Below are 16,616 nucleotides of genomic sequence, written 5' to 3'. Positions count from 1 at the left end.
CTTATTTATCGGTTTGTTCAAGTTCCTGAATCAATCCTTCGAGAGAGGCGATTATGGCTTTTTTGGCTTCCGGATCCTGGAGCGCAAGTTTCAACACCTTGTTGGTCTTGAGTTGCTTGATCATTTTCTGGTATTGGACGGTCTTGGTTTTTAGATCCTGCAGAAATGGACTTTGCGAAGTCAATCCGTTGAGCGAGAAATCACCGACATTCTTGAAAGCCAGTTCTTCCCTTGAGATCTTTCCTTCGTCGTCCTCGAAATTCACTTTCACTTTTGGGGAAAAGTGCTCGAAAACCTCGTCCATGTTTTGCAGACCTGTGACGATTTCCGGACGCACTGGCGTATCTGGCGTGAGCTTTTGGGCAATAAGGGTCTTGTTTTGCGGGATTTCGAGGATGGCCTCCTGCCCTTCCAGCCTTACTTCGTTACCACCGATGCCGTAACTGTTTGAAAATGTATTTGCCATGTTGTATATGTTTAGGTATTAGAACAATGATCTGAATTTGAAATCGAGTAAAATAAGCGCGACACAATTGTCTTTGTCTTTTTGCAGGCTAAGTTTTCGGATTTTTATCGCGCGGTTCCTGATTTGTTTGTCGAGTTCCTTTAGCGAAATGGCTTTTCCGTCTCTCAACTGCACCAGCGGAAGGTTGTCGTCACACATATATCGGGTCATGTTTGCGTAAGACAATTTGTCCTCGGACACGCCGAGCAATATCGACCTCAGTTTGTTTTCGTCGATTCCGTCGAGCTCCGGACCTCTTTTTGGCGCTTCGGGAATTTTCTCGAAATATTCACCAACGGCGTCCGCGCGTGCCTGGCTTCGGCGTGCAATCCTGTCTTTGACCCAGTCTTTCTTGAGTTTCTTGGCCGGAAGCACCGTAATTTTTTGGTAGGAAACATATTTGATGTCGCCGTTCACTACAAGCGAAACCACTTTCTCCCCGGGAATTCTATAGGTGTGTTTCGGATGGCTTTCGGTGGCGTCGATCTTGGTGCCGTCCCCGAATCGCCATTCCCACGATTTGGCGTGTTTTGTGGCATCCGCGAAAGCGACCTCGGCATTTTGGTATACGACGGCCGGCGCGCTGAAAACCGGAAGCAATGCCTTGTTGAGTTCTTCTTTTCGGGGCAAGATCGTGAGCTCTTTTTCGACCTTGCACGATCCGTTGACCACGAGTTTCACTTTGTATTTTCCGGCTTTGGGAAATGCGTGTGTGGTCTTCGATCTGAAGGAAGATTCGGCACCGTCACCAAACGACCATTTCCAGTCGTAAGCACCGGGCGTGACATCTGTAAAAGTGATCAGTTCGTTTTCTTTGAGTGTTCCTGAACTTACCTCGAATTGCTTGGCAAGACAGCGGGCTTCCGAATTGAGATTGAAAGCAAGCAAAGCTCCGGACGCGATGAAAAGTGCGATAAATAGAATTATCACTTTTTTATCGAAATGGGTCTTAATAGCGGTTGCCATGTGATATTGTTTAGCATTTTAAACACTTCTCTAAGGATTCCGAAACATTTTCGGGAAAATCGCTTTTCCCGCTTCTAACAAAGCAATTGAATTTTAAACTACCAAAAACCATTATTAACAAAATCTTGTCAATCATTTAACGTACCTTTTTATGAAAGAAAATTCTTGACGAAAACTTTGTTAAAAATCGGCTATGAAATTGTTAATTGAGGTAAATTGTATTAACAATATACTAATTTAATGTCAGAGTTGTCCTAAATTAACACTTGTTTCAAACATCAAATCCGTATAAAATATCTTACAGTTTCCAAATCCCAAACCTATGCCGCCAACTAAACGCTTTTTCTTTTTTCTGATTTTTTGCAGCTTGTTCGCCTGTGTCGGATCGTGCGGATCCAAAAAAGATTTCATCATAACCGACGCCTATGTTGACAAGGAAAGAGGCGGTCCGTCAAGCGGTGAAAAAACGAGCGAACTCGGCAAGGAAGACAAGGCTTACTTTGCGCTGAAACTTGGTGTCGCACCTTCTGAATTGACAAACGCCAAACTTTACGGCTTCGTGAAACGTTGCGAGGGAAAAAGAATCTCGACCGGAGGCGCAGGACTCGTGACCTTGCTTTACGATTCGGTCTACAACCGCAAGATCACGGGCACTCCAACAGACATTATGAGCGACAAGAGACTCGAGCTTTTCAAATCGCAGGACAACCTTCGCGAAGGCGATCTGGTTTTTTTCAGGACATCAAGCGATGAGGTCGTGACACACACGGGCGTCTATCTCAAAAACGGAAGATTCGTCTCGAGTGAAAACAATAAAGCAGCCATTTACAGTCTCGACAAGAAAAAGTGGAAGAGCAATTTCGTCAGCGGCGGCCGATTCAAATCATGACTATGTTCGACAAAAAGACTTTCACGGAAAACTACCGCAGCCTGATCCATTTCGATGTGCGAATGGAACTGCTGTTCGATGCGCTTTTGCACCAAGGCGTCGATCCGGCCGATGTGAACATCATCCACAAAAGCCTTTTCTACAGAAAGTTCAGCAAGGACGTGACTTTGGTACAACAGGACAGGAATGATCCGGATGCGCTGGAGATTACCGTGAGCCGAGACGGGATTTACGACATCCTTCCGCAAAGCATCACGCACGATTACTCCGGACGCGATGTGCGCGAAGATCCGGTTCAGGATTTCAAAAGCCGCAAGAAAGAGGAAAAACAGGCGCGCGATTTTTTCAGTCCGCTGGAAAATGAGTTCTTTTTGTTCCGGCACGAGATCGAGACTTTCGAGGCGCGTTTTTTATCGGGACTGAATACCAATGGAGTCGCCGATATCATCAAGTCAATCCTCGGAATCGAAAAGGAAATGCCTGATCATCTGGTCATCAAACTGTTCTATGCGCTGATGCTGCAAAAAAGCAAACCCGTGAACGACACGGTCGAGCTTTGCCGCATACTTTCCGAGATAATCGGCGAATCGGTCTCTTTTACAAGCGACAACATCATACTCGAAAACAATTTCGACATCGAAGACAAACAACAGGAAATGATAATGGGAATAAACACGACACTTGCCAGCAGCGAGAAGATTTTCCTCAAGAAATACCACTTCAGGATCGGGCCGCTTTCAAAGCCTTCCAACCTGCCTTTGTATTTCACCGGAGAAGAGCTCGAGAATTTCCTCAATGCGTTCTTTAACCTTTTTATCCCGTTCCATTCGCAATTCTCGTTCGAAATAAGCCTGAATCCGGAAGACGAACTGTTTTCGATGGACGACGAACTGATCTATAAATCCCGATTGGGAATCTCAACCGTTTTGTAATGCGCAGCTACCTTAACCAATTTGGCGGGGCCGAAATCCTAATCTATGTGTTCCTGGCCGTGGCCATCGGGCTTATCGTGAGTATTTTCATCGGAAGCAAAGTCCCGAAATTCCGGCAGGACAAGAGACGCTACCTTATATATATGTTGACGACGGGACTTTTTTTCCTGATTTTCGGGGCAATTCTCTACAATCTAAAAGGAACGACGCTTACTGACAGATTCTTGTCGGTTCAGGCTTTTATGCTGATTGCGGGTTCGGTTCACCTGATTCTTTTCCGAAACCTTTTCAAGCGATTCGACTCCAAATCGATCTTCAAGGAATTGGCTATCTCGTTTGTGAGCGCGATTTTCCTGTCGGCTTTCGTGATTGCGACCGTCGCCTATTTCAAAGAGTTCACTTTCCTGCCTTATATGTTGGGAACGGTCCTGGTTTTCTTTTTACCGACGATGAGCTACACCTTATTCGAAACGGCGATCTCGATTCCGGTAAAGTTGCACAAGCGCTGGTTTTATCCGGTGAGCAAGATCTATCCCGATCCGCATTCGTCTGACATGAGGAATATCATCATCCTCAATCTCGTTTTCCAGAAAAAAGACGGGGACAAGCACATCATCAATTTCAAGGTGAAAGCGCCTCGTGCCTTCGAATTCGGACGGCTTTTCTACTACTTCATCAACGATTACAACGAGAAGAATCCGAACAGCCAAATCCACTATCTCGATTCGGCAAGAGAACCTTACGGCTGGTATTTCTACACCAAACCGCAGTGGTTCAGCGGCTCGAACTATATCGACCCAGATCTGGCGATCGACACGAACAACCTCAAGGACGGACAAACCATCATTTGCCAACGTATCTAACACAACAACCTACAACACAACGACATGGCTGAAAACATCAAACATTTTCCGGTAAACTGGATCGACGGAATGAAGATCAATAAAAACCACTTTATTGATTTGCAGGACAATATCGAGGATCTGCTTCGCGACGCGCGATCGATTGGCGTGAATTACATCAACTACGGTCTTTTGCCGACGCCTTTGACGCGCCCTTTCCAGTACTCGATCTCGATCGATGCCCATCGCGAACTCACGGTGAACATCAAGTTTCTCAAAGCCGTAACTCCGGGCGGCGGACGCATCGAAATCACGAATTACACGGGCGAATTTTCCGAAAGCATCGCGTTGAACGACTTCGATTTCCGCGAGAACGATTATTTCCTGTTGCTCAACATCGATCCTTTTCAGCGCGTTCCGTCGGGCGAACAGAAAATGGACGAGGTGCCGCCGCGGTTTCCGAATGCGCTTCCGAGGTATTTCCTGACGAGCATCGTCGAATCTGAAGTGAACCAGAACAACATTGGCGCTTTGCAGTTTCCGCTGGCCAAATTCCGCATGACGCAGGACAATTATGAGATAATCACTGATTTCGTCCCGCCTTGCATGGTGATAAACAGCCATCCGAATTTGTTGTCGCTTTTCGAGAACTACGAGAATTTCTTCAAGCAGATGGAATTCAATTCTGTTCAGATTTCGCAGAAGATCAGATTCCGGAACACGACCGAAGACGAGAACATCATCGCCAAAATGGTTTTCGACGCCTGCGACAAGATCAAGATTTTCACCGCGCAATGCATTACCAAAAACAAGTGGCAAGGCGGAAACCTGAGTCCTATGGAAGTTTTGGAAAACACCGTGAGTTTGGCCCGCGTGATCAAGAATACGTTCGACTCTTTTTCGGGAGACGGAAAAGAAGTCCTGTTCAACTATTTTTCAGAATGGACCGAAATCACGAGCGGCGACTACGAAAGGCTTTTCACCGATACGATAAACGTGAAGTGCAATGCATACGACATCGCTCCGACAATCGTGCAGGCCACGCGATTCATAGAACACGCCGGGAATCTGTTCTCGATTTTGAACCAACTCGATTACATCGGCAAGAAACGCGACTCCGGAATCTTCGTCAACGAGAACATCCTCAAAACATCGAAACCTTCGTTCTTCGGCAACGCTGCCAATGACGACGACGACGAACCAAGAACCTCGCCTTCCTTTTTGGCCGAATAAAACCAAACTACCATGGACGTACTAAACAGAAAAGAAAGATTGTCGGCATTTTTGCTGTTCCTGTTGATGTTTTTGATCACAACCGGCACGCTCATCGCCGCGATATTCGTCAATTTCAAACTTCCGCTCAAGGAAAACGAGGTGTTGAAAGCCGAAAACGAGACGATTCTCAAGGAGTTCAATTTCCAGAAAGGTTTTTCGGAAAAGATCGAGCACGTCTCGAAACTCGTCGATTCGCTCGACAAAGCACCCGAAAGTTTCCAGTTCATCGAACAGGGAATCACTTACGAACTCGTGCGCCTCAAGGAAAAGCTTCCACCCGATTCCGACCAGTCGCTCAAGCTTTACGACAATTACATCCTGACCGTAAAAGATCTTGTGAACACCAAAAAACAGTTGCTTCAGGTGAGCGATTCCAAAAAGGAAATCGACATGCTCAACAACCAGATCAAGGCTTACGAAGAAGACAACAAAGACCTTGCGCGCGAACTCGAACTCGCAAGACAACTCAATATGCGCCCTTAAATCCAAGTTATGACAGCCGATAACCTACTCGAAATGCTCCACGTGGCCAAACAGGTCGCGCGTGAGAACATGAATCCCAAATGCAGTCCGGCGCATCTCCTGAAAGCTTTGCTCAACCGCCAATTCCCGTTTATGAAAGCGCTTGACGCGGCCGGAATCGACGTTTTTTATCTCGAGGATTGGGCCGATATCAGAATGGGCGAATACGCGAAAACCGCCAAACCCACAACCGAACCCGAACTCGACGACCACGCCGATTCGGTGCTGTCGGAAAGCGAGTCGATTGCCCAAAAAGCCGGAAAAGACCAGGATTTCATTCACGTGCTGATCGCTTTGGTCACGCCGGGCGTTGGGTTTTCGAACGATCAGCTCAAGTCGCTCCCGGTTTCGGTACACGAACTTGAGACGGCATTTGCTACAGGCGCAAAATCTGGAAACCAGAAACCTTTGGCTGTCAGCAGTGTTACATCGCGCGGTTCATCCAACATCAACAAATATTGTATCGACAAGCTCCGGAAATTGCAAGGCGTCGAATTCGTGCCCGTGATTGGACGCGATCGCGAAATCAAAACGATTACCGAAGTCTTGAACCGCCGCCAGAAACCGCATATCGTGATTACGGGCGAAAGCGGCGTCGGCAAATCGACTTTAGTTGAAGGTTTTTTCCACAAGATCGCAAACAAGAGCGCGATCGACATCTTTCACGAGGCGACACTTTTCGAAATCGACGTGAGTTCGCTGTTTGCGGGCGCTTCATACAAAGGCGAAGTCGAGGACAGATTGCAGAAACTCTTCAACGAGATACGCGAATTCAACAGACCGATCGTTTTCGTGGACGACATTCACGAATTGCTCGATACAAGTCAGGGTTCGGGCATCACGAGTTTGATAAAATCGGAACTGTCGAAAGGCGACATCACGTTCATTGGCGCGACCACGACCGATAAGTTCCGAAAATCGCTTGGCAAGGACGACGCGCTTACCAGACGTTTCGAGGTTTTGGAGATTGCCGAACCAGACGCGAATCTCGCCCACAAAATGATCAAGAACGTGATCGACCATTACCAAACGCACCACGACTACACGATTGACGACGAAGGTCTTTCGGAATCGATTCGGCTTTCGAAACGGTATCTCAAGGAAAAATCGCTTCCGGATTCGGCTCTCGACCTGATCGACCGAACAATGTCTTCGCTCAAAGTCGCGCGCGAGCTTATAAAGAAAGAACTTCCGGCTTTGCGGACCGAATTCGAGGAAATCGAAAAGGCCCAAAACGAGGAAAAGGAAGCGCTTTATGCTGACCTTTTTTCGCGCATTTTCCACAGCGCAGGTTATCTTTTTTCGGAAGAAAACAATTCGGAAGACGACAGGAATTCCCAGATAAAAAACCTTTTCGAGCTTTTGGAAGCCTTGGAAACGCAGGAAAAAATCGTGCTTCCTTCGCATTTGTCGGTGATCGTTTCCGGCATTACCGGAATTCCAGCCGGGAAAGTCAAGTCGGATGAACGCGAGCGGTTGATGGAAATCGAGAATACGCTCAAAAAACGCGTCATCGGGCAAGATCACGCCGTGAAAGTGGTTTCGGACGCGATTCTGGAATCGCGGTCGGGATTGACAAAACCCGGACAACCGATTGGGTCGTTTTTCTTTTTGGGTCCGACGGGAACCGGGAAAACCGAACTCGCCAAGTCGCTTGCCGATTTCCTGTTCGGGGACGAAAGCGCGATCATACGATTCGATATGTCCGAATTCAAGGAAGAACATTCGGCTGCTTTGCTTTATGGCGCGCCTCCTGGTTATGTCGGTTATGAAGAAGGAGGACTTCTGGTCAATAAAATCCGTCAGAAACCTTATTCCATCGTACTTTTTGACGAGATCGAGAAAGCCCACAAGTCTGTTTTCGACGTTTTTCTCCAGATTTTGGACGAGGGAAAACTGCACGACCGATTGGGCAAAGAAGGCGATTTTTCGAATTCGGTGATCTTGTTCACCTCAAACATCGGATCGGATTATATCGTGAAGCAGTTCGATCAGGAGATAATTCCCGAGTCGAACGATCTTATCAAGTTGATGAGTCCTTATTTCCGTCCTGAGTTTTTGGGACGCGTTACCGAAATCATTCCATTTGCGCCGATCAGCTCCACGAATGTCGCCCGGATTTTTGACATCCACCTCAAAAAAGAACTGCTGCAATTGCTTGAAAAACTTGAGATCACGCTCGAGATCGACGCGGCTGACAAGGAAGCGATCGCGCTCAAAGGTTTCAGTCCTGAATATGGTGCGCGTCCGATAAAAGGCATCATCAGAAATCAGTTGAAACGGCCGTTGTCACGTATGATCATCGCCAACGAAATCCAGAAAGGCGATCATCTCAAGGTGAAATTGGACGAAAACGGCACCATCAAATTCGAGAAAGCGCATGAAAGATCTGTATTATAAATTGCCGTTGGCTTTTGGAAATCTGACCAAGGGACAAGACGTGAGAAAAGTGACGATCGAGGAATCGCTTGCTCAATTCATCTCGCTTATCATCTCGACAATTTTTGGCGAATACAAATATGACGACGAATTCGGGACGGTGATCTGGGAAACCGATTTCAACCAATTGGCGAACGTAAACCATCTGAAAGACATCATAAAAGACTCGGTTTTTTCGAAAGTAAAAAAGTACGAGCAGCGCCTCACGATTACCGACGTCACTTTAAGCGTGAACGAAGACACGGTGAATTATGCGACGAACATCCGCGTGAAAAAACGCCTCGACATCATCGTTTACGGCATAATCAAGAAAACCAACCAGCCTTACTACTACAAAAGTTCCTATTTCCTAGCGCCATTTTCCTTCAAATAAACGCCCATGAACCAGCTATCGAAAGACCAGATCAAAGACCGTTTGCTCAAGCGCGCCGCCAAACAATGGGGTTACAGCGATATCGAACTCGAGAATGGATTCGATCCCATCGTGAATTTGTTGTTTGACGTTTGCGCCAAGGAACTCGAGAAAATTTCGGGCGAAATCTATTCGAGCCGACGTCGCATGACCGAGCGCCTGATCGACATCCTCACACCGACTGCCGCGACAAAAGCCACTCCGGCAAGCGCGATCTTGAAAGCTTATCCGGTCGAGAACGAGGTTATCTTGCACGATCATCATCAATTTTATTACCAACGAAAAGAGACGAATCCTTACAATCCGATAGAAACCAATCTCAAAAGCTACTTTTTCGGGCCGACCGCGCCGGTGAAACTTACGCGCAATAAGCTTCGGTATGTCGTGCTTCCGAATGGTGTCCAGGAAATCTCTAAAGACCAGTTCCGCGAAAGCGTTGGCAGCTCGGAATTCCTGAAACCCTCGCCTTACGGAAAAGCGTGGATTGGAATCAAACACGAAGGAAACGGTATCGTCAAGGATCTGATGTTTTATTTTTACCAGAAGAACATCGATTTCAGGACGACTTTCTATCATTTTCTTCCGAAGGCGAAATGGTTCCTGAACGACTACGAATTGCATACCACACAAGGTTACAACAACGATGCGTCGGATGATTTTGCGTCCGAATCCTTGAGCAGCGAGAGTTTTTACCACATCGAGAAAACCCAGGAACACGTCAACGAATTCTATTCGAAGCAGTTTATTACCGTGAAGGACATTCTCACGATTTTTGAGTCGGATACTTCTGTTCCAAAGGAGTTTTCGCAGTTTCTTCCCACAGAAAACCTCAAGGAACTTGAAGCCGAAAAACTGCTTTGGTTGCGAGTCGAATTTCCGAATGTGATCAACAACGACATGCTCGCCGAAATGTTTTGCGCGACGAACTGCTTTCCCGCGATCAACAAAAAGCTCAACGAAATGCAGGGCAACATCAAGAATTTGCTCAATATTTATCCTTTGAGTCTCGGACAGGAATTTTTTCTCGAACTGCTTTCGGTCACCGACGACAAAAACGAGGAATTCGACATCGTGACTTCGACCGAAGAACGCAACGAAGACAAGGATTTTACGTATTTGCGCTTTGGCGGAATTGCCCGATTCGACGAGCGGAATGCCACCGAGGAAATCAATTACCTGATCGATCTGGTTCGCGATGAAGCCGCGGCTTTTTCAAGGCTCGGACACGATTTCACCGACAACAACCTCAAGGAAATCAACCAGATCATTTCGAGATTCCGAAACAAGATGGTGCAACTCGACATGCAGAACGCCAACAGTCCTTACTTGGTTTTGAACACAAAAGACAAAAATCGGAAAGGCAGCCTTTTCGTGAAATACTGGACGACTAACGGCGAAAGTGCAAACAAAATCAACGCTTTTTCGAGACTTACCGTTTACAAGGGATCGGAATTCGAGAAAGACGGAATTGCCTTTTTATCGAGTACAAGAGGCGGAAAAGACGAACTAACGAATTCACAGAAAATCTACGCCTACCGCGAAAATCTGATTTCGAACCAACGTGTAGTGACGCGACAGGATTTGATAATCTTGAGCAAGAATCACTATGGAGACGCGATAAGTGGCGTCGAAGTGAAAAACGGAATCCAGACGAGCCTGGACGAAAATGTCGGATACACGCCCACTATCGATCTTTACATCCATCGTAAAAATCCTGAAATTTACACCGATGAGGAATGGCACTTTCTAAGCGAGAACCTAAAACTTACCATTGAGAAGCGTGCTGTTAACATTATTCCTTTTCGCGTTATTTATTCGGCTTGAAGTGATGGTTTAAGTGCAAGTTTTTTTGGGTTGGGATTTGACTGACTTTTCTGACTTTTTCGTACAAAAAATGCACACCCTGTCAGGGTTATAAACCCTGTCACTGTTTTAAACGGTGACAGGGTTGTTTTTTGGAATATCGATAGAGATCGAAAACTTGACGAAATTTCCGAATTTGCGTTGAAAGAAATAAACACAAGAAGCCATTTTCCGCTAACTGTTTCGGCCTGAACATTTAGATTTTTATGAACTGAGCCACGAGTACACGAATAATTCGGCCAATGTAAAATCCTGTATTTGTAGTAAAAACTAAACGAGGAGATTTCCGTCCATGAAATCCGAAGACGCGAAAGCACAATCGTGTAATCCGCAAAAATTCTTGTCAAAAAGCGAACTGGCAGGCAGGAAAACACGGGCTCTCAAACCCGAATTCAATTCAACCGCGAATTCGCGAATTTCCATTGAACCGAGAGCAAAAATCCGCCACAAAATTTAACAAAATTAATCCGAGCATTCAAAACCCGAAGTTGCCACCGCGATTTTGGAATTTGGAATTTGAATTTTGGAACTTGATTGTAATTATGGATTCGTAGAAAAGATCGACCCATTGGCAATCAAAGCGCGTCGGTTCATCTTGAGCATGTCGCGCACCCATTCGGCGAAATCTTCGGGTTGCAGCACTTTTTCGGGATTTCCGTCGGTGAGTTTTCCTTCGATGCTCATGTCTGTAGCGATCGTGCTCGGTGTCAAAGTGATCACGCGGATGTTGTTTTTACGCCACTCGGCCATCATCGACTGCGAAAGCGAAATCACGGCGGCTTTCGAGGCGGCGTACGAAGACATATTGGCGCCACCTTTGAGTCCCGCGGTAGACGCAACATTCACGACATCGCCCTCGCCTTTTTCCTTGAGATAAGGATAAACCGCCTGAGACGTGTAATAAACGCCGAATAGGTTTGTCTTGATGACTTGTTCCCAATCTTCGGCAGGCATTTTTTCGAGTGATCCGAACCAGCCGATTCCGGCGTTGTTGACCAAAATATCCACGCCTCCAAGTTCATTCACCAATTTGTCGATGCCCGATTTTACTTCCTGTGCGTTGTCGACGCTAAAAATCGCATAAGCCGACTTCACTCCTATTTTCGATATTTCGGCCGCGACCGAGGCAAGTTGTTCCTCGTTTCTTCCGGTCAAGCCGATGTTTACGCCTTCCTGTGCCAGCAATAACGCGACCGCTTTTCCCAATCCGCGGTTACCGCCGGTTATGATTGCCGTTTTTCCTTTCAATGTGTTCATGTTGTATTTTTTTGAGTGCCGTAAATTTCGGGAATTCCGTTGGTATTGGTGTGAACATTGGGATTTTTTGGGATTCGGATGCTAGGTTCGAAACCCGTATTGCATCCACCGACGCCAATCCGATTATTCTCAGTGCTATTGCATCCGCGGAAGCGCATCCGAAAAGGCTATTTACACTTTCAACGAATGTTAATCAAAAGTTAATACTTACATTTGTTCGACTAACCTAACCTGCTTGCCCGGATGATCCCACGGCAAAGAAAAAGTACATTCGACTGGTTCGCCTCGCATCCGAAAACCTCGGGTGTCCTGGCGACTTTTTTATTGGCGCTTATCGTGACTTTGATTGCCTTTCAGCGTTACCACATGTCGAAGGCCAACGAACAACGCGAAATGCATTTACTCATAGATGCCGCGCACCAAAATCTTGAGCAGTCGATCAAAAGTTGTTACGCTTCCTCCTTATCGATCGCGATGACGATCAACGACGACGGCGTGCCCGAAGATTTCGACAGGATCGCCTCTGAACTGCTGCAATCCAACAATCTCATCCACACGCTCGAACTCGTTCCCGGCGGCGTGATCAAGTATATTTATCCGACGATCGGAAACGAAAAAGCACTTGGTTTCGACATCCTGAATTCGCCCGATCACAAAATCGAAGCCATGCGATCTGTCAACGACGGAAAAATGTATTTCGCCGGACCGATCTTGCTGAAGCAAGGCGGAATGGGAATCATTGGCCGTTTGCCGGTCTATCGCAAAGGCAAATTCTGGGGATTTTCGGCGGTGCTGATCAAACCTGAAACGCTCTATCGCTACGCCGGACTCAAATCTATCGACGAGAACAAATTCTATTTCCAGCTCGTAAAGACCAATCCGTCCACAGGACAAATCCAGTATTTTTTGCCGGGCGAAGACAGTTACAACGGGAAGAATTTTGTAACGCGTGAAATTCCCGACGGCGGCTGGAAACTGATCCTGGCCTCGAAAGACAATTATCGCGCACTTTGGATCGTGTTCCCGATTTTGCTTTTCGGAATGGCCGTGGCTTTGCTGTTCGGGTTCCTGGTAACCGTACTTCTGGAAAAACCCGCGCAGGCCGCACGCGAGAGCGAAGCCAAATTCGAGAGTTTGTTCAACGATTCGCCAATTGCCTTGTGGGAAGAAGATTTTTCGCACGTCAAGCGCTATCTCGTAGACATGAACCTCATGGAACGCGATTTTTTATTCCTCAACGATTTTTTCCGAAAGAATCCGAACGAACTCAAAAACTGCCTCTCGCTCGTAAAGATCATCAATGTCAACAACGAATGCCTGAGGTTGCACTATCCGAAAACGCGCGAAGAATTGTTGGCCGAAGGTTTGGATTCGATTATCGGAAGCGACGTCCAGGACGATTTCGTGCGACAGATCGCGGCGGTCTCCAAATCGCTCACAACGACTTCGATGGACACGGTAATGAAAGTCGGAAACGGATCGTATCGCCAGCTTTTCCTGCAATGGACCGTCATGAAAGGTTGTGAGGAAACGCTCGATCGCGTAATCGTCGCCACGGAAGATATCACTGACAGGAAAGAATCTGAAAAACTCATCTACAATTCCCAACAAAAGATAGAGTCGCTCGTGAACACGATTGACGGCATCGTCTGGGAAAGCGATTTCGAGAACGACAACATCTCGTTCGTGAATGCGCAGGCCGAGGAAATTTCGGGTTATCCGGTAGAACAATGGCTGTCAGAACCCAATTTCTGGACCAATCACGTGCATCCGGAAGATCGGGAATCCACGATTCGCGCCTACATGGAAAACGTGCGCAAGAACAAGCAATTCGAGTTCGAATACAGATTCATCAAAAAAGACGGAAGCATACTTTGGGTCAAGGATTATGTGAGCGTCGTGTTCGAAAAGGGCGCGCCCGCTTACGTGCGAGGCATCATGATGGACATTTCCGACAGCAAGGAATCTGACAGGAAACTCAACGAATCGCTCAAACTCGTGATCGAGCAAAACAAAAGGTTGCAGAATTTTTCGTACATCGTTTCCCACAATTTGCGATCGCACACAAGCAATATCCAGTCGATCGCAGTCTTGATGGACGCGGCCGATTCGGAAAACGAAAGGAAACAGATGATCGGGATGTTGCGCACGGTTTCGGCTTCACTCAACGAAACCATGACGAATCTCAATGAAGTGGTCAACATCCAAACCAATATCAGTTTGGTTTCGGAAGATCTGAACGTGAGGCATTACGTGGAAAATGCACTGGCCGTCCTATCGGAACAAATTGCGATAAAGGCTGCGGATATCAAGGTCGAGGTTCCGAAAACAGCTGAAATCCTTTTCAATCCGGCCTATCTGGAAAGTATTCTGCTGAATCTGATCTCGAATGCGATCCGTTACAGCAGCTCGGAACGCGACCCGAAAGTACTCGTGAAATGGACGGAATGTGAAGCTTCGAAAATACTCGAAGTCAGCGACAACGGAATCGGCATCGATCTGGAGAAATATGGCGACCAGATTTTTGGTATGTACAAGACTTTCAGCAGCAATCCTGATTCGCGCGGCATCGGACTTTTCATCACCAAAAATCAGGTGGAAGCCATGGGCGGAAGTATTTCTGCCGAAAGCCAACCCGGTCACGGCACGAAATTCATCGTCAAATTCAAGTGATTATTTCACCACGAGTTTTAGCGTGGTAGCTTTTCCGTCGGACAAAACTTTCACAAGATACATTCCCGTTTTCAGGTCGAAATTCACTGCGTCGGTTCCTGAAACCTGTGCTTCCATTACTTTCATTCCCGCAACGCTGAAAATCTCGATACTCGCCGTTTCGATTCCCGAAAGGCGGAATTGGTTTTTAGATGGATTCGGATACAAAGCGACTTTTGGTTTTTCAGGACTTGGCGTCGACAAAGGCGCGTGCCAGCTTGCACCGGCGAATTGTCCATACACATAATCGGCCAAATCCGGATAATCCACGAACGGATTCCGGTTCAGTTGCCAGTTGTAGATCACGTTGTTGTGGTGCATCTCGAAATCGTCCGCGGGATCGCTGTGATTCCACGCCAAAAGTGAGATCAGGTCGCCCATGACTTGGTTTCCGGTCGTATCGTCAGGATTCCCGACGACGAGATTGAGTCCGTTGTAGCGCACCGCCATGTAAAACAACGCTCTCGCCACATCGCCTTTCCAGCTGCCTTGGTTTCCTGCCGGCCCGTTGTAGTCCGATCCGTAATCGCGGTTGTTTCTCGAGGAATTTTCGGGCCCGTCTTCTGCCCTGATGTGGTGTCCGTCGGCGTGACCGGCCAGAATATCGCCCGGACCTGTCGGAAGCCAGACGTTTATTCCGTCAGCCTGACTGCTCGTTCCATCCGAAAATCCGCCGCGCGATTGCGGAAAAATGTGCTCGCGGTTCCAGGAACCCGTATTCGATGCTGTCGATTGGAACTTATATTTGCCTCTTGGCTGCTCGACATACATCAACCAAACCTGATTGCTGTTCAAAGGATTCTGGTCGGCGTCCTGCAACATATATTGGATGTCGCCGTAATTCTGGGCGCGCACGACATTTGGATTTGCGATGATCGCCTGGATGGCTTGCTTGAGTTCGACTCCGGCTTTTCCTTCGAGCGAATCGTAATACCCCGCCGGAATTCCCGGTGTGACCAGTCCGTAGGTTGGATTCAGCGGCGTTCCGTAAGTTGCCGTCGTAAAATCGTTGTCGATCACGATGAACGGAAGATTGTCGTTCATCCTCACGTATCCTGTTGGAAGCGTTCCGAATTTGAGCCTGAAAACCTCGTCGCCTTCGTCGAGATTGTCGTCAACGATAGTAATTTGCGTCGTCGCGGTTGTCGCTCCCGTCGGAATCGTAAGAGTTGTATTTCCGGTGAAATCGGCTGTGGAAAACGTCGTTCCTTCGAAAGAGAAAGTAAATGTGAGCGCCGATGTTACCGGCGTTTGCGTGCTGAACGTCAAAGTCATGCTTGCACCTTCGGCAATTTCGTAGGTAATGTTGGAACTCGCTGTCAGTCCGTTGAAAACTATGCCGCTTCCGTCGTTGTTCTCGCCCGGAGTCGGAGCTTTTGCCTCGTAAGTTCCGTCGGCTTTCCTTTGGAGCGATTGCGTCGTGCCGAGTCCGTTCGCGGCTTCGTTATATTGTACCGAAACGCCCAAAAGCGACATCAAGGTCGTGGCATCTGGATTGTTGTTTCCGTAAATGAGTGCGCTGATGAGATTGTTGGAATGCGCTATGGTGTTGTTTGGAAAATCGGAGCCGTTTCCTACATACAAGGCCACGCCGTCAGCTCCGTTCTGGATTACGCTGTTCGAGAAAATCCTCGCCGGAACGGGCGCTACCAGTTGGTTTCCGATGTGGACGATGCCGTTTGCGTCAGTTATGAGTCCGTCGAGGTCGAGCACGAAATAACTTCGGTTCGAATTCGTGGCTCCGTTGTAGAAAACCAACACGTATCCGTCAAGCGGAAAATTCGGGACGTTGGACTTGAGTTCTACGAATTCCTTGTCGTCTGTACTTGGTGTATCGGAATCCAATTCATTGATGACAACCTGCGAAAAACTCGAAAACGAGCACAAAAGCAGCAGGAAGCCCAGCGTATTTTTGAACATTACGGGAAATTTTAGTCACCGTAAAGGTACATTTTTATCGCAGCCCGTGAAGGAATTTTCGTTAAAAACCCGATTATCAACC

The 16,616-nt window shown here is 47.3% G+C and carries 13 protein-coding genes; 9 read left to right on the top strand and 4 right to left on the bottom strand.

Annotated elements, in window-relative coordinates:
* Nucleotide 1: 1 nt before the first annotated feature.
* Both EOO49_RS12765 and EOO49_RS12760 read right to left on the bottom strand, forming a co-directional pair.
* Nucleotides 2-466: a hypothetical protein gene (locus EOO49_RS12765; RefSeq protein ID WP_290846270.1), complete on the bottom strand. Its 465-nt coding sequence runs from the start codon at nt 464-466 to the stop codon at nt 2-4.
* A gap of 18 nt (nt 467-484) precedes the next feature.
* The gene (locus EOO49_RS12760; protein WP_290846268.1) at nt 485-1,471 is read right to left on the bottom strand and encodes a PKD domain-containing protein; all 987 of its coding nucleotides are present in this window, start codon (nt 1,469-1,471) and stop codon (nt 485-487) included.
* Nucleotides 1,472-1,793: 322 nt separating this feature from the next.
* Between EOO49_RS12760 and EOO49_RS12755 the strand changes: the two genes are divergently transcribed.
* From EOO49_RS12755 to EOO49_RS12720, 8 genes are read left to right on the top strand one after another with little or no spacing between them, the layout of a single operon-like run.
* The gene (locus tag EOO49_RS12755) at nt 1,794-2,360 is read left to right on the top strand and encodes an NlpC/P60 family protein (RefSeq protein ID WP_290846266.1); all 567 of its coding nucleotides are present in this window, start codon (nt 1,794-1,796) and stop codon (nt 2,358-2,360) included.
* Nucleotides 2,357-3,292: a hypothetical protein gene (locus tag EOO49_RS12750; RefSeq protein ID WP_290846264.1), complete on the top strand. Its 936-nt coding sequence runs from the start codon at nt 2,357-2,359 to the stop codon at nt 3,290-3,292. The genes EOO49_RS12755 and EOO49_RS12750 overlap by 4 nt, the downstream gene beginning before the upstream one ends.
* Nucleotides 3,292-4,155, top strand: a complete 864-nt coding sequence (locus EOO49_RS12745) for a TssN family type VI secretion system protein (RefSeq protein WP_290846262.1) — start codon at nt 3,292-3,294, stop codon at nt 4,153-4,155. The genes EOO49_RS12750 and EOO49_RS12745 overlap by 1 nt, the downstream gene beginning before the upstream one ends.
* Before the next feature lie 24 nt (nt 4,156-4,179).
* Nucleotides 4,180-5,367 carry a hypothetical protein gene (locus tag EOO49_RS12740; RefSeq protein WP_290846260.1) on the top strand — a complete coding sequence of 396 codons (1,188 nt, stop codon included), beginning with the start codon at nt 4,180-4,182 and terminating at the stop codon, nt 5,365-5,367.
* Between the two features lie 12 nt (nt 5,368-5,379).
* Nucleotides 5,380-5,892 carry a type VI secretion system TssO gene (gene tssO / locus EOO49_RS12735; protein ID WP_290846258.1) on the top strand — a complete coding sequence of 171 codons (513 nt, stop codon included), beginning with the start codon at nt 5,380-5,382 and terminating at the stop codon, nt 5,890-5,892.
* 9 nt (nt 5,893-5,901) lie between these two features.
* Nucleotides 5,902-8,331 (top strand): ATP-dependent Clp protease ATP-binding subunit, encoded by a 2,430-nt coding sequence (locus EOO49_RS12730; RefSeq protein WP_290846256.1) that lies wholly within the window; start codon nt 5,902-5,904, stop codon nt 8,329-8,331.
* Nucleotides 8,312-8,743 (top strand): GPW/gp25 family protein, encoded by a 432-nt coding sequence (locus EOO49_RS12725; RefSeq protein WP_290846254.1) that lies wholly within the window; start codon nt 8,312-8,314, stop codon nt 8,741-8,743. The genes EOO49_RS12730 and EOO49_RS12725 overlap by 20 nt, the downstream gene beginning before the upstream one ends.
* Before the next feature lie 6 nt (nt 8,744-8,749).
* Complete coding sequence (locus tag EOO49_RS12720) at nt 8,750-10,606, top strand: hypothetical protein (RefSeq protein WP_290846253.1); 1,857 nt, start codon at nt 8,750-8,752, stop codon at nt 10,604-10,606.
* A gap of 579 nt (nt 10,607-11,185) precedes the next feature.
* Here the strand turns inward: EOO49_RS12720 and EOO49_RS12715 are convergent.
* Complete coding sequence (locus EOO49_RS12715; RefSeq protein WP_290846252.1) at nt 11,186-11,902, bottom strand: 3-ketoacyl-ACP reductase; 717 nt, start codon at nt 11,900-11,902, stop codon at nt 11,186-11,188.
* A 243-nt stretch (nt 11,903-12,145) separates the two neighbouring features.
* Between EOO49_RS12715 and EOO49_RS12710 the strand changes: the two genes are divergently transcribed.
* Complete coding sequence (locus tag EOO49_RS12710; RefSeq protein WP_290846250.1) at nt 12,146-14,575, top strand: PAS domain-containing protein; 2,430 nt, start codon at nt 12,146-12,148, stop codon at nt 14,573-14,575.
* On the opposite strand, the gene EOO49_RS12705 is transcribed toward EOO49_RS12710, so the two are convergent.
* A complete protein-coding gene (locus EOO49_RS12705; RefSeq protein ID WP_290846248.1) occupies nt 14,576-16,534 on the bottom strand; it encodes an endonuclease in 1,959 nt (652 codons plus the stop codon).
* Nucleotides 16,535-16,616 lie beyond the last annotated feature (82 nt).

Origin of the sequence: Flavobacterium sp., assembly GCF_004295795.1 — a bacterium.
Lineage (GTDB): Bacteria > Bacteroidota > Bacteroidia > Flavobacteriales > Flavobacteriaceae > Flavobacterium.
Note: the sequence above shows the minus strand (reverse complement) of the source record. Positions and strands in the feature narration are given on the sequence as shown.

Coding starts and splice junctions, on each gene's coding strand:
- EOO49_RS12765 (WP_290846270.1), bottom strand. CDS start 466: ATGGCAAATACATTTTCAAACAGTTACGGCATCGGTGGTAACGAAGTA.
- EOO49_RS12760 (WP_290846268.1), bottom strand. CDS start 1,471: ATGGCAACCGCTATTAAGACCCATTTCGATAAAAAAGTGATAATTCTA.
- EOO49_RS12755 (WP_290846266.1), top strand. CDS start 1,794: ATGCCGCCAACTAAACGCTTTTTCTTTTTTCTGATTTTTTGCAGCTTG.
- EOO49_RS12750 (WP_290846264.1), top strand. CDS start 2,357: ATGACTATGTTCGACAAAAAGACTTTCACGGAAAACTACCGCAGCCTG.
- EOO49_RS12745 (WP_290846262.1), top strand. CDS start 3,292: ATGCGCAGCTACCTTAACCAATTTGGCGGGGCCGAAATCCTAATCTAT.
- EOO49_RS12740 (WP_290846260.1), top strand. CDS start 4,180: ATGGCTGAAAACATCAAACATTTTCCGGTAAACTGGATCGACGGAATG.
- tssO (WP_290846258.1), top strand. CDS start 5,380: ATGGACGTACTAAACAGAAAAGAAAGATTGTCGGCATTTTTGCTGTTC.
- EOO49_RS12730 (WP_290846256.1), top strand. CDS start 5,902: ATGACAGCCGATAACCTACTCGAAATGCTCCACGTGGCCAAACAGGTC.
- EOO49_RS12725 (WP_290846254.1), top strand. CDS start 8,312: ATGAAAGATCTGTATTATAAATTGCCGTTGGCTTTTGGAAATCTGACC.
- EOO49_RS12720 (WP_290846253.1), top strand. CDS start 8,750: ATGAACCAGCTATCGAAAGACCAGATCAAAGACCGTTTGCTCAAGCGC.
- EOO49_RS12715 (WP_290846252.1), bottom strand. CDS start 11,902: ATGAACACATTGAAAGGAAAAACGGCAATCATAACCGGCGGTAACCGC.
- EOO49_RS12710 (WP_290846250.1), top strand. CDS start 12,146: ATGATCCCACGGCAAAGAAAAAGTACATTCGACTGGTTCGCCTCGCAT.
- EOO49_RS12705 (WP_290846248.1), bottom strand. CDS start 16,534: ATGTTCAAAAATACGCTGGGCTTCCTGCTGCTTTTGTGCTCGTTTTCG.